Raw genomic sequence first — 12,919 nt, forward strand, 5'->3', positions numbered from 1 at the left:
CTACCAATTCTGGTAGCACCGACGGTATTACCGCGTGGGTGGGGTCGGTCAGCGGCGGCCACGTCGGCTCCGCTTGCGGGGCCGGATCACCCCGGGCATACCGACCGACGGCCAGCCGTCCAGCTCGGACGGGGGCACGCCGCGCCGGAGCAGGTCGTCCAGCAGCACGGCGAGTGAGTAGTCGGGGTGCAGGCTGAGCGTGCGTTCGATCGCGACCGCCGCCAGCGCGCCCTGCCCCGCGCGCCAGGCGGCGAACGCCAGCAGCGCACCCGGAGCGGCGGCCACCTCCGGCTCGGCGCGGCGCAGCACGTCGGTCCAGAGGGCGATGTCCCGGTCCCGACCGTCGGTGCGCTCCCAGGCGTGATCGCGGACCGGCAGGTGGGTCATCAGCAGACTCAACCAGGCCACCTCGTCGTCGTCGAGCCGTTCACCACGCCGCTGTCGACGCTGGGCCTCGCGGATCGCCGCCACCCCGGCGGAGCGCAGCGCCCGACCGCCGAGCAGGTCACCCTCGGGCGCCTGCTCCATCAGCTCGGCCAGTCTCCGCTCGGCGCGAGCGGTGGCCGCGCGGGCCGCATCCCGGGCCGGGCCGTCCACCGGTGCCACCTGAGCCACCAGGGCGTCCCGGTCGGGGAGCGCGACCTGGCCGGCGAAGACCGCCGAGGCGGTCACCGGGTTGGCGGTCGGGTCGTATCGGCGGCCCTCGGGCGGGCAGCAGTCGGGCTCGGTGCAGAGATAGGACCACCAGCGGCCGTCGGTCACCCGCAGCGCGTCGAGCACGTGCATCCCGGTGACGCTCAGCGCGTCGCGTACCGCGTCCACGGCCGGGGTGACCCGTTCCGGTTGCCCGTAACCCACCACGGTGGCGGCCTCCGCGCCCTGCCGGCGGATCACACCGGCCAGGTGCCCGGCCAGCCCGCCCGGATCGGTCGACGAGTCGGGCAGGTCCGCACGGGCGGCGAAGATGATCTGTCGGCCGAGCAGCGCCACGGCGACCACGCTGTCGGTGGGATGGAAGCCGAGCAGGTAGGGCACGGCGGCGATCAGATCGGCGGGTGAGCGGACGGCGAGCTGAGGGCGTTCGGTCGAGGTCATGCCGGAAGCCTGCGGCGGGGACGCCCGGCTCCGCCGCCCCTGTGGACGACACACGGCTTATCCACAGTTACTGAGCGTGTTATCCCTGCTCAGGCCGCACCTACGGGTGCGAAAAGAGCGCCGATGTCGTCGGCCGACACCTGGCTGTCGTAAGGAGCGGTTACCGTGCGCTGATGGACCTGGCGTACCTGCGCGCACACCCGGCACACCTGCCGACCTTCCGGACCCATCAGCGGCTCCGGGAGACGCCGGTTGCCGGTGGAAACATCTGCGCCGCTGCCCGACTCACCCTGGACGACGGGCACTCCGTCTTCGCCAAGTCCTGGCCCGAGAGGGCCGACCGACCGGTGCCGGAGGGCTTCTTCGCCGCCGAGGCCGCCGGCCTGCGCTGGCTGCGGGAAGCCGGCGCGGTGGGCGTACCCGAGGTGATCGTGGAATTGCCGGAGCTGCTGGCGCTCGACTGGGTGGAGCCCGGCGAGCCGACGCCGGAGGCCGCGGACCGCCTCGGCCGGGAGTTGGCCGGGCTGCACCGGGCGGGCGCACCCACCTTCGGCGCGACCTGGCCCGGTTTCATCGGGTCGCTTCCACAGGACAACACCCCCACCGACGGGCCCTGGTCGACGTGGTTCGCGGAGCGGCGCCTCGTCCCCTACCTGCGACGCTCGCTCGACCGGGGCGCACTGGGCAGCGCCGACGCCGCTCTGGTCGAGCAGGTGATCGGCCAGATCGACGGGCTCGGTGGCGACGAGCCGCCCGCGCGCATCCACGGCGACCTGTGGCCGGGCAACGTGCTGTGGGGGGCCGACGATCGGGCCTGGCTCGTCGACCCGGCCGCGCACGGTGGGCACCGGGAGACGGATCTCGCCCAGCTCGCCCTCTTCGGCGGCATCCCCTACCTCGATCGGGTGCTGGCCGCCTACCGGGAAAGTTGGCCGCTTCCGGACGGCTGGCGCGAGCGGGTCCCCCTGCATCAGCTGCATTTGCTGCTCGTGCACACGGCGCTCTTCGGTGGCAGCTACCGAGATGCGGTCGTCCAGTCCGCCCGTGCCGTCCTGGGCCGGGTCGAGCGCGCTACGGTCGACAGGTGAGCGTCGCCCCGGGGACCGACGGCGTCCTCGTCGACCGGTATGGCCGCGTCGCCCGGGACCTGCGCGTGTCCCTCACCGACAAGTGCAACCTGCGCTGCACCTACTGCATGCCGGCGGAAGGGCTGCCCTGGCTGGCCGGCCCCGAGCTGCTGACCGACGAGGAGATCGTCCGGCTGGTCCGGGTGGCGGTCGAGCGGCTCGGTGTGACCGAGGTGCGGTTCACCGGCGGTGAGCCGCTGATCCGCCCCGGGCTGGTCGACATCGTGACGGCGGTCGCCGCCCTCGACCCCCGCCCCCGGGTCTCGCTGACCACCAACGGCATCGGCCTGGACCGGCTGGCCCCGGCGTTGCGCACGGCCGGCCTCGATCGGGTGAACGTCTCACTGGACACCCTGGACCCGGCCCGGTTCACCACGCTCACCCGCCGTCCCCGCCTCGGCGCGGTGCTGGCCGGGCTCGCCGGGGCGGCCGCCGCCGGGCTCAACCCCGTGAAGATCAACTCGGTGCTGATGCGCGGCGTCAACGAAGACGAGGCGCCGGCGCTGCTCCGGTTCGCCCTCGACCACGACTACCAACTGCGGATCATCGAGCAGATGCCGTTGGACGCCCAACACGGTTGGGCCCGGGACACAATGGTCACCGCCGAGGAGATCCTGACGTCCCTGCGTACGACCTTCGACCTCAGCCCCGACCCGGCCGAGCGCGGGGCGGCACCGGCGGAGACCTGGCTGGTCGACGGCGGCCCCGCCCGGGTCGGTGTGATCGCCAGCGTCACCCGCCCCTTCTGCGGGGACTGCGACCGCACCCGGCTCACCGCGGACGGCCAGGTCCGTGCCTGCCTCTTCGCCACCGAGGAGTCGGATCTGCGCGCCGCGCTCCGCAGCGGCGCGGACGACGACGAGTTGGCCCGGCGCTGGCGCACCGCGATGTGGGGCAAGCGTGCCGGGCACGGCATCGACGACCCCACCTTCCTCCAGCCGACCCGCCCGATGTCCGCGATCGGCGGCTGAGCGTGGAGTCGACACCGCTGACCGTCCGCTACTTCGCGGGTGCCCGCGCCGCCGCTGGCCGCGCCGAGGAGGCCCTGCCAGCCGGGCGGTCACTCGACGACCTCACGGCTGAGCTGACCCAGCGACACGGCGACCGACTCGCCGCGGTGCTGCGGGTGGCGAGTTTCCTGGTAGACGGCGTCACCTGTCATGATCGTCAGGCACCCCTGCCGGCCGGGGCCACGATCGATGTCCTGCCCCCGTTCGCGGGCGGCTGAGGGAGGCGCACACATGATGGCGGTTCTGGGGTTCGTGGCTGTCCTGGCGCTGGTCACCGGTCTCATCCACCTCTACCTGTGGAAGCGCCTCGTTCGGGACACCACCACGCCGGGCCGCTGGCGACGGATCGGTGGCATCGCCGCTCTGGTGCTGGCTCTGCTCGTGCCGGTCACCCTCGCCGGCACGCAGGCCGGGCTCTACTGGCTCGCCTGGCCGGGCTACCTGTGGCTCGCGTTGATGTTCTACCTGCTGGTCATGCTGGTGGTGCTGGAAGTCCCGATGCTGGTCGCCCGGCTGGTGCTGCGCCGCCGGGTGATTGCCGCGGAGCCGACCACCGCCGCGCCCGAGCCGGTGCTGGTCGGTGCCGCCGGGCCGACCGAGCCGCCGGCCGCCGGCGCCGTCGCCGCACCGGACCACGACCCGGCCCGCCGGCTGCTGCTGGCCCGCGGGGCCGCCATCTTCGCCGGCCTCACCGCCACCGGCATCACGGGGTACGGCATCCGCACGGCGCTCGGCCCGCCCCACCTCGACCGGGTGCGGATCCCGCTCGCCAAACTCCCCCGCAGCATGGACGGTCTGCGCATCGCCACCGTCTCCGACATCCACCTCGGCCCGCTGCGCGGTCGGGCGCACACCGAGCGGATCGTCGCCGCGATCAACCGGCTCGACGCGGACCTCGTCGCGGTCGTCGGTGACCTGGTCGACGGCTCCGTCGCCGAACTCGGCTCGGCCGCCGCGCCGCTGCGCGACCTGCGCTCCCGCTACGGCAGCTTCTTCGTCACCGGCAACCACGAGTACTACTCCGGCGTGGAGGAGTGGGTCCAGGAGGTGGACCGCCTCGGCCTGCGGGTGCTGCAAAACCAGCGGCAGGAGATTCAGGCCCGCGGTGGTGTGCTCGACCTGGCCGGCGTGAACGACCTCACCGGGGCGGGCACCGGCCTCGCCGCCGGGCCGGACTTCGCCGCCGCCCTCGGTGACCGCGACCCGAGCCGCCCCGTGGTCCTGCTCGCGCACCAGCCGCTGGCGGCCAAGGAAGCGGCCCGGTACGGCGTCGACCTGCAACTGTCCGGGCACACCCACGGCGGGCAGATGGTGCCGTTCAACCTGGCCGTCCGGCTGGCGCAGCCGGTGGTCAGCGGGCTCGGCGAGGTCGACGGCACCAAGGTCTACGTGACCAACGGCGCCGGTTTCTGGGGGCCGCCGGTCCGGGTCGGCGCGGAGCCGCAGATCAGTCTGGTCGAGCTGCGCTCGGCATAGCGGACGTCACGTCCGCGCGTGGCGGCAGGCGACCGGCGCGGCGGGCGTGACAGGATGCGGCGTGCCCCCGTTCAGCGCCGTACCCCCCGGTGGCCTCCCGCCATTCGTCGCGGACCTGCACATCCACTCGAAGTACTCGCGCGCGTGCAGCCGCGACCTCACGCTGCCGAACCTCGCGTGGTGGGCCCGGCGTAAGGGCATCGGCCTGCTCGGCACCGGCGACTTCACCCACCCCGCCTGGTACGACCACCTGCGGGAGACGCTGCGCCCCGCCGAGCCGGGGCTCTACCGGCTCGACCCGGAGGCGGAACGGGACATCGCCCGCCGGCTGCCACCCCGGCTGGCCGGAGCGACGGAGGCGGACCCGGTCCGGTTCATGCTGAGCGTGGAGATCTCCACCATCTACAAGCGGGACGACCGGACCCGCAAGGTGCACCACCTGATCTACCTGCCGGATCTGGACGCGGTGGCCCGGTTCAACACCGCGCTGGGCCGGATCGGCAACCTCGGCTCCGACGGCCGGCCGATCCTCGGACTGGACTCCCGCGACCTGCTGGAGATCACCCTGGAGGCCAGCCCGGACGGCTACCTGGTGCCGGCGCACATCTGGACGCCCTGGTTTTCCGCGCTGGGCTCGAAGTCCGGCTTCGACGCGATCGCGGACTGCTACGCCGACCTGGCCGAGCACATCTTCGCCGTGGAGACCGGGCTCTCCTCCGATCCGGCGATGAACTGGCGGGTCGGCAGCCTGGACGGCTACCAACTGGTGTCCAACTCGGACGCGCACTCGCCGCCGGCGCTCGGCCGGGAGGCGACCGTGCTGACCGCCGAACGGGACTACTTCGCGGTTCGGGAGGCGCTGCGGACCGGTGACGGCCTGGCCGGCACCATCGAGTTCTTCCCCGAGGAGGGCAAGTACCACGCGGACGGGCACCGACTGTGCGGGGTGAACTGGTCCCCGCAGCGCACCCGGGCGGCCGAGGGGCGCTGCCCCGAGTGCGGCAAGCCGCTCACCGTGGGTGTCCTCAGCCGGATCGAGGAGCTGGCCGACCGCCCGGAGGGGCACCGGCCAGCACACGCCCGGGACGTCACCCACCTGGTGCCGCTGGCCGAGATCCTCGGCGAGATCAACAAGGTGGGTGCCCGATCCAAGAAGGTCGAGGGGCGGTTCAACGAGCTGCTGGCCGCACTCGGACCCGAGCTGGAGATCCTGACCACCACGCCGCTCAGTGACATCGCGCAGGCCGGTGGTGAACTGCTCGCGGAGGGCATCGGGCGGCTGCGGCGCGGCGACGTCCGCCGGGTGCCCGGTTACGACGGCGAGTACGGCGTGATCACGCTCTTCGACCCGGCTGAGCTGGGTGCGCAGGAGACGCTGTTCGACGTACCGGTGCCAGCGCAGCGGCGGCCCTCGGAGCCGGCGCCCCGCGCCACGGCCAAGCGCCCGGCGGCGGCCAAGGCGGAGCCGAAGCGGAAGCCGGCCCCGGCACCAGCACCGCCGATCGCGCCGCCGCCATCGCCGCACGAGCCGTTCGAGCCGATGCTCTCCGGCATGGAGGAGGTCGGCACCGGCCTGCTCGACCGACTGGACGCGATGCAGCGGGTGGCCGCCTCCGCACCCGGCGGCCCGCTGCTCATCGTGGCCGGTCCCGGCACCGGCAAGACCAGGACACTCACCCACCGGATCGCGTACCTCTGTGCGGAGCTGAACGTCTTTCCCGAGCACTGCCTCGCCATCACGTTCACCCGCCGGGCCGCCGAGGAGCTACGGCACCGCCTCGACGGCCTGCTCGGCCCGGTCGCCGAGGACGTCACAGTGGGTACGTTCCACGCGCTGGGGTTGACCATCCTGCGGGAGAACGCCGACGCGGCGGGCCTCCCGACCGACTTCCGGATCGCCGACGACGCCGAGCGGGCGGCGGCCCGGTCCGAGGCCGGCGACGACAGCACCGCCTACACGACGCTGCTCCGCAAGCAGGACCTCGTCGACCTGGACGAGCTGGTGACCCTGCCCGTGGAGCTGCTGCGGGCCGACCGGCACCTGGTCGAGCGGTACCGGGACCGCTGGCGGTGGATCTTCGTGGACGAATACCAGGACGTCGACGAGGTGCAGTACGAGCTGCTGCGGCTGCTCAGCCCCGCCGACGGCAACCTCTGCGCGATCGGCGACCCGGACCAGGCGATCTACTCGTTCCGGGGTGCCGACGTCGGCTACTTCCTGCGCTTCTCTGAGGACTTCACCGACGCCCGCCTGGTCCGGCTCAACCGCAACTACCGCTCGTCGGCCCCGATCCTGGCCGCCGCCGTGCAGGCCATCGCACCGTCCTCGCTGGTCCGGGGTCGACGACTGGACCCGGCGCGGCTCGACCCGGAGGCACCGCTCGTCGGGCGCTACCCGGCGGCGTCCGTGGCCGAGGAGGCCGACTTCGTGGTGCGTACCGTCGACGACCTGGTCGGCGGTCTGTCACACCGTTCGCTGGACTCGGGCCGCATCGACGGTCGGTCCACCTCGCTGTCGTTCTCCGACATCGCCGTGCTGTACCGCACCGACGCCCAGGCCGCCCCGATCGTGGACGCGCTGGCCCGGGCCAACATCCCTGTCCAGAAGCGGTCCCACGACCGGCTGCGGGACCGGCCCGGAGTGACGGCCATCGCCCGCGAGCTGCGGCACGCCGACGGGCTGGACGGCGCGCTGGCCGCCCGGGTCCGGCTGGCCGGTCAGGTGGTCGCGGAGCGATTCGCCGTGCCCACCCTGGACGGCACGGGCAGCGCGGTGCGTCCCGAGGACGTCCGCTCGGCCGTGGACCTGCTGACCCCGCTGGCCCGCCGCTGCGGCGACGACCTGGAGACCTTCCTGTCCCAGTTGGCCACCGGCGCAGAGGTGGACGCGCTCGACCCGCGCGCCGAGGCGGTCACGCTGCTCACCCTGCACGCCGCGAAGGGCCTGGAGTTTCCGGTGGTCTTCCTGGTCGGCGTCGAAGACGGGTTGCTGCCGCTGCGCTGGCCGGGCGCGACGCCCGACGAGGACGCGGTCGCCGAGGAACGCCGGCTCTTCTTCGTCGGTCTGACCCGGGCCCAAGACCGGCTGTACGTCAGTCACGCCGCCCGCCGCACCCGCCACGGCGCAGAGCGGGAGTGCGCCCCCTCGCCGTTCCTCAGCGCCATCGACGCCGGCCTGTTCGAACGCTTCGGCGAAACCGAACCCCGCCGCCCCAAGGACCGCCAACTCCGCCTGATCTAGCCCCAACCCCAACCCCCGGCCCCGGCCCCCACCTCAACCCCCGGCCCCGGCCCCAGCCCCAGCTCCAGCTCCAGCTCCAGCTCCAGCTCCAGCTCCGGCGATCTTGCACTTTCGGTTGCCGTTTTGCGGGGAATGCGCCTTATGTCGCCACAGAAAGTGCAAGATCGGCGCGGGGTTGGGGGGCGCGGGGTTGGGGGGCGGGTGTGGGGGCTAGTTGAGGAGGGCGGCTAGCCAGGCGCCGGTTAGCAGGGCTGGGCCGAGGGGCAGCAGGGTGTTCCGGTGTACCTTTCGGGCGGCGAGCAGGCCGAGCACCAGTCCGCCGTGCAGCACATGCGGCAGGAGCAGCCCGGCCAGCAGGGCGTCCCGGCCCAGCCAGCCGAGCGGTAGGCCGAGGACCGCGGCGAGTTTCACGTCCCCGAAGCCCAGTCGTGAGCCCGGCAGCAGGGCCAGCAGCACGTGCGTAACGCCCGCGACGGTCGCACCGCCCAGCGCGCCCACCAGCCGCCCGGGAGTGCCGGACAGCAGCGCCGCAGCGGTCAGACCCCCGAGGGCCAGCAAACCGGCACCGAGGACCAGCGGGTCGGGCAGCCGCAGGCAGACGAGATCGACCCGAGCCAGCACCAGCCCGACCGCCGCGACCACGAGGAAGACCGGCAGCGCCGGGTCGTCGGCCTGAGCGAGCGCGAGCCCGGCGAACACGCTCGCCGCCAGCAGCGGACCGAGTAACGCCCGGGGGTCGCGTCGGGGTCGCGACCGGACCGGCACGGCGGTGAAACACCGGGCCAACCGGGGTACGACGAGGCCGACCAGCGCACCGAGCAGCGTGAGCGGCACCAGCGCGGCGGCGGACATCCGCCGGACGTTACTGGCGGTCGCTCACCAGCGTGGCCCCCGATCGCGATCCCGTGCCCGCCCGACGGGGCCGTTCGGTGCTCACCACCAGAGCGACCCCGGCGACGATGACGGCACCGCCGAGCAGCACCTGCGGGGTGATCGGCTCGGCCACCAGCAGCGCACCGAGCGCCACCGCGACCGCCGGGTTGACGTAGGCGTACGTCGACACCAGCGAGATGGGTGCGGCCTGCAGCAGCCAGACGTACGCGGTGAAGGCCACCAGCGAGCCAGCCACCATGAGGTAACCCAGTGCCAGCCAGGACCGGGTGCTGACCGCCGCCGGGTGGAAGTCGGCCAACTCGCCCCGGCCGGCGGCGATGACGGCCAACACCAGGGCACCGGCCACCATCTCGTACACGGTGGCCACGAAGGGGTCGGCGGGCATCCGGATCCGTCCGGACAGGAACGACCCGGCCGACCAGGAGACGGCCCCGGCCACCACGGTCAACGCCCCGAGCAGCGGCACCGCGGCCGAACCGCCGCCGGGCAGCACCAGCAGGATGAGGCCGACGAAGCCCAGGGTTACCCCGGCGAACGTCCAGAGCGGCGGCCGGTCCCCGGTGGCCGAGCGCAACAGCACCACCAGCAGCGGCACCGTGGCCACCAGCAGCGCGGCGATCCCGGACGGCACGGCCACGCCGGCCGGCCCCGACTCGGCGAGCACCACCAGGCCGTTGCCGCCGGCGAGCAGGAGCACTCCGACCAGCGCGGCCGAGCCGAGCTGCCGTCGGTCCACCCGCAGTGCGCCGGGACCTCGACGCAGCCGCAGCACCACCGCCAGGATGAGGCCGGCCACGGCGAACCGGAGAGCGGCCGACAGCGACGGGGGCAGCGTCTCCACGGCGATCCGGATGGCCAGGTAGGTGGACCCCCAGAGCAGGTACACCACGATCAACGCGGTCCAGATCAGGGTCGGGGTGCTGCTGGCGCGACGCCCGGCGAGGGCTGTGGCGCTCGGTGGAGGTGAGCTCATCAGTGGACCACGCTACGGTGACCTCGGAGTCGGCGTCGCGCTTTGGTGGCCGGCCTCTCACCACTCGTGCAGGAGGGCGGCATGACGAACTACGGACAGCCGGGGGGCGGGCACCCGGGGCCGTGGCGTGGGCAACGACCCGACGAGACGCCCGGACGCCCGGTGCAGGAGCCCTACCCGCCCGCGCCCTACCCGCCGGCGGTCCCGTCGTATCCGCCCGCCGCGCCGGGCCAACCCGGCCCGTACGGCGGCCCACCCGCCGCGCCCTACGGCGGCGGTTCGGGAACGCCCTACGGTGGGGTGCCCGGTGCGCCCTACGGTGGAGGTGCGCAAACCCCGTACGGCCACGAGCCCGCGCCGTACGGTGGCGCGTATCAGCCGCCTGCGGCGAGCCCGACGTACGGCGGGCAGCCGTACCGGCCCGAGGAGCCGTACGGCGGTGATCCGGCACCGGGCCGGCGTGGTCGGGGCCCGCTGATCGCGGTCCTGGCCGTGGTCCTGCTGGTGGTGGCCGTAGCCGGCGCGTTCTGGTTCAGCCGTGGACAGAGCGACCCGGCGCCGGCAGCCGCGCCGAGCAGCTCGGCAGCCGCCGGTGAGCCCAGCGCGGACGCGGTCGAGCCCGCACCGAGCGCCGCCGCCCCGGAGTCGTCGGCCGATCCCCGGTTCGCCAAGGTCGGCCAGTGCGTTCGCAACGAGGGCGCGGCCGGCGGCAAGCCCAAGCTGCTGATCAGCGGCTGCGCCGCGAAATCGTACGAGGTGCTGAGTCGGATCGACGGTCCGACCAGCGGCGAGCGGGACGCCGAGGCCAAGTGCGGCAAGGTCGAGGGTTACACCAACTGGTACTTCTTCGACAGTGAGCTGGACACTCTCGACTTCGTCCTCTGCCTCAAGCAACGCTGAGACCACCCACCCCCGGGGATGACATGACGACCTACGGACCTACGGGATCCGATCAGCCGGACGACCCGTACCAGCGCCCGCCCACCGGGCCCGACAGCTCGCCGCCGGTCGACTCAACCGTGCCCCAGTGGAGCACCCCGCCGCCCGCCGAGGACCCGACCCGGCAGCAGTGGGGTCCGCCGCCGACCGGCGCTGAGCCGCCGACGGCGCCGATGTGGGCGCCGCCGCCGACGTCGGGCCCGGGTTACCCGCCGCCCGGGCCGTTCCCACCCGCCGGACCCATGCCGGGTCAGCCCGCCGGGCCGTTCCCGCCCGCCGGACCCATGCCGGGTCAGCCCGCCGGGCCGTGGGGTCAGCAGCCTCCCGGCGGCTACGGGATGCCGCCCGCCGCCCCAGCGAAGAAGACCGGCGGCAAGGTCGCCCTCATCATCGTGCTGGTGGTGCTGCTGGTGCTCTGTCCGTGCCTCGGCCTGGCCGGTTGGGCGGTCTGGCGGGTCGCCGACGCCGGCCGCGACGCCACGCGTACCCCGTCGACGAGTGCGCCGGCCCTTCCTCCCGCCCTGCCGAGCGATGCGCCGCCGTCGGCCGCGCCGACCCCGGACGAGGAGTTCGCGAGGGGCGACTGTGTGGTGAACGACGGCAGCGAGGACGACGCGGAGCTGCGCAAGGTGCCGTGCGGCCCGAACACCTACCAGGTGTTGCTGCGGATTCCGGCGACCACCGACGGAGACCGGTGCGAGACGCTCGCGCCGCAGGCGACCGCGAACTACGTGCACGACAACTCGATCGACCTGTTCGACTACGTGCTCTGCCTGAAGAAGCGGTAGCCGATTGCCAAAACTAGGGCTGTCTAGCGTGGACGCTAGACAGCCCTAGTTTGTTGTCGACGGTCGAGACACGCCGGTAGCCCCATCTATCCATGTCTAGCCTCGCAGCTAGATGGCCCGATACTCTGCGATGCGTGGATCCGGTCCGCAACCCGTACGCGCCGGGCGCCGGCCAGCGTCCGCCCGAACTCGCCGGGCGGGGGCGGGAGCTGGACGTCTTCGACATCGTGCTCGAACGCATCGCGCGGGGCCGACCCGAGCGCAGCCTGATGCTCACCGGGCTGCGTGGCGTCGGCAAGACGGTTCTGCTCAACACGCTCCGGTCGCAGGCGATCAACCGCCTCTGGGGCAGTGGCAAGATCGAGGCTCGACCGGATCAGTCGTTGCGTCGCCCGGTCGCCGCCGCGCTGCACATGGCCGTCCGGGAGCTCGCCCCCCGCCACCGCGCGCCCGACCGGATCGACGCGTTCCTCGGCGTCCTCAAGGCGTTCGCCCAACGGTCCGCTCCGACCGGCCGGGCCGGTGCCGCCACGAAGCTGCGCGACCGGTGGCAACCCGGCATCGACGTGCCGGCGGCGAGTGGCCGGGCCGACTCCGGCGACATCGAGATCGACCTGGTCGAGCTGTTCAGTGACGCCGCCGCCGTGGCCAGTGACGTCGGCACCGGCATCGCCATCTTCATCGACGAGATGCAGGATCTCGGCCCGGAGGACGTCTCGGCGCTCTGCGCCGCCTGTCACGAGCTGTCCCAGCTCGGCGCGCCGCTGATCGTCGTAGGTGCCGGCCTTCCACACCTGCCGGCGGTGCTCAGCGCAGCGAAGTCGTACTCCGAACGGTTGTTCCGCTACCAGCGCATCGACCGGCTCGACCGGATCGCCGCCGACCGGGCGCTCTGCGCGCCCGCCGAGCGGGAGGAGGTCGAGTACGAGCAGAAGGCACTCGACCTGCTCTACGAGAAGTCCGGCGGCTATCCGTACTTCGTCCAGGCGTACGGCAAGGCGACCTGGGACCACGCGCCACGCTCACCGATCACCGCCGCCGATGTGCAGGTCGCCGCGCCAGAGGCGGAAGCCGAGCTGGCCGTCGGGTTCTTCGGGTCCCGCTTCGAACGGGCCACTCCCGCCGAGCGCGAGTACATGCGGGCGATGGCCACGATGTCCGCGGTCGACGGCGAGTCCGGAGCGGTGGTCCGCGACGACATGGACGCCGCGGTGCCCACGGCCGAGATCGCCCGCGCCCTCGGCCGCAAACCGGCCAGCCTCTCCCCGGCCCGGGACGCTTTGATCAAGAAGGGGTTGATCTACTCCGGTGAGCGGGGGACGGTCGCCTTCACGGTCCCGCATTTCGGCCGGTACCTACGCACGCAGCCGGCCTGA

At 73.2% G+C, this 12,919-nt stretch carries 10 protein-coding genes and 1 pseudogene; 8 read left to right on the forward strand and 3 right to left on the reverse strand.

Translation table 11 applies throughout. From position 1 onward, the window contains the following. Nucleotides 1-48: 48 nt before the first annotated feature. Nucleotides 49-1,095: a DUF4192 domain-containing protein gene (locus ACIBF8_RS14440; protein WP_396783256.1), complete on the reverse strand. Its 1,047-nt coding sequence runs from the start codon at nucleotides 1,093-1,095 to the stop codon at nucleotides 49-51. Between the two features lie 173 nt (nucleotides 1,096-1,268). On the opposite strand from ACIBF8_RS14440, the gene ACIBF8_RS14445 reads away from it, so the two are divergent. The 5 genes from ACIBF8_RS14445 (at nucleotide 1,269) to ACIBF8_RS14465 (ending at nucleotide 7,949) form a co-directional block, all read left to right on the forward strand. Then, on the forward strand, nucleotides 1,269-2,183 hold the full coding sequence (locus ACIBF8_RS14445; protein ID WP_396783257.1) for a fructosamine kinase family protein: 915 nt from the start codon (nucleotides 1,269-1,271) through the stop codon (nucleotides 2,181-2,183). Then, the gene (gene moaA, locus ACIBF8_RS14450) at nucleotides 2,180-3,193 is read left to right on the forward strand and encodes a GTP 3',8-cyclase MoaA (RefSeq protein ID WP_396783258.1); all 1,014 of its coding nucleotides are present in this window, start codon (nucleotides 2,180-2,182) and stop codon (nucleotides 3,191-3,193) included. The genes ACIBF8_RS14445 and moaA overlap by 4 nt, the downstream gene beginning before the upstream one ends. A gap of 2 nt (nucleotides 3,194-3,195) precedes the next feature. Continuing rightward, nucleotides 3,196-3,450, forward strand: a complete 255-nt coding sequence (locus tag ACIBF8_RS14455) for a MoaD/ThiS family protein (protein ID WP_396783259.1) — start codon at nucleotides 3,196-3,198, stop codon at nucleotides 3,448-3,450. Nucleotides 3,451-3,463: 13 nt separating this feature from the next. Further along, the gene (locus tag ACIBF8_RS14460; protein ID WP_396783260.1) at nucleotides 3,464-4,708 is read left to right on the forward strand and encodes a metallophosphoesterase; all 1,245 of its coding nucleotides are present in this window, start codon (nucleotides 3,464-3,466) and stop codon (nucleotides 4,706-4,708) included. Nucleotides 4,709-4,769: 61 nt separating this feature from the next. Further along, entirely contained in the window at nucleotides 4,770-7,949 is a 3,180-nt protein-coding gene (locus ACIBF8_RS14465; RefSeq protein WP_396783262.1) for a UvrD-helicase domain-containing protein, read from the forward strand. 210 nt (nucleotides 7,950-8,159) lie between these two features. Here the strand turns inward: ACIBF8_RS14465 and ACIBF8_RS14470 are convergent, their stop codons facing one another. Beyond that, entirely contained in the window at nucleotides 8,160-8,801 is a 642-nt protein-coding gene (locus ACIBF8_RS14470; RefSeq protein WP_396783263.1) for a prepilin peptidase, read from the reverse strand. Nucleotides 8,802-8,811: 10 nt separating this feature from the next. Further along, nucleotides 8,812-9,816: an EamA family transporter gene (locus ACIBF8_RS14475; protein ID WP_396783265.1), complete on the reverse strand. Its 1,005-nt coding sequence runs from the start codon at nucleotides 9,814-9,816 to the stop codon at nucleotides 8,812-8,814. Between the two features lie 414 nt (nucleotides 9,817-10,230). On the opposite strand from ACIBF8_RS14475, the pseudogene ACIBF8_RS14480 reads away from it, so the two are divergent. The 3 genes and pseudogenes from ACIBF8_RS14480 to ACIBF8_RS14490 all read left to right on the forward strand — a co-directional run. Further along, nucleotides 10,231-10,716, forward strand: a pseudogene (locus ACIBF8_RS14480) (hypothetical protein); the annotation flags it as partial. A gap of 377 nt (nucleotides 10,717-11,093) precedes the next feature. After that, nucleotides 11,094-11,543, forward strand: a complete 450-nt coding sequence (locus tag ACIBF8_RS14485) for a hypothetical protein (RefSeq protein ID WP_396783755.1) — start codon at nucleotides 11,094-11,096, stop codon at nucleotides 11,541-11,543. A 134-nt stretch (nucleotides 11,544-11,677) separates the two neighbouring features. After that, nucleotides 11,678-12,919 carry an AAA family ATPase gene (locus ACIBF8_RS14490; RefSeq protein WP_396783267.1) on the forward strand — a complete coding sequence of 414 codons (1,242 nt, stop codon included), beginning with the start codon at nucleotides 11,678-11,680 and terminating at the stop codon, nucleotides 12,917-12,919.

The organism is Micromonospora sp. NPDC050276, from assembly GCF_044459545.1.
GTDB lineage: Bacteria > Actinomycetota > Actinomycetes > Mycobacteriales > Micromonosporaceae > Micromonospora.

Coding starts and splice junctions, on each gene's coding strand:
- ACIBF8_RS14440 (WP_396783256.1), bottom strand. CDS start 1,095: ATGACCTCGACCGAACGCCCTCAGCTCGCCGTCCGCTCACCCGCCGAT.
- ACIBF8_RS14445 (WP_396783257.1), top strand. CDS start 1,269: ATGGACCTGGCGTACCTGCGCGCACACCCGGCACACCTGCCGACCTTC.
- ACIBF8_RS14475 (WP_396783265.1), bottom strand. CDS start 9,816: ATGAGCTCACCTCCACCGAGCGCCACAGCCCTCGCCGGGCGTCGCGCC.
- ACIBF8_RS14460 (WP_396783260.1), top strand. CDS start 3,464: ATGATGGCGGTTCTGGGGTTCGTGGCTGTCCTGGCGCTGGTCACCGGT.
- ACIBF8_RS14470 (WP_396783263.1), bottom strand. CDS start 8,801: ATGTCCGCCGCCGCGCTGGTGCCGCTCACGCTGCTCGGTGCGCTGGTC.
- ACIBF8_RS14485 (WP_396783755.1), top strand. CDS start 11,094: ATGCCGCCCGCCGCCCCAGCGAAGAAGACCGGCGGCAAGGTCGCCCTC.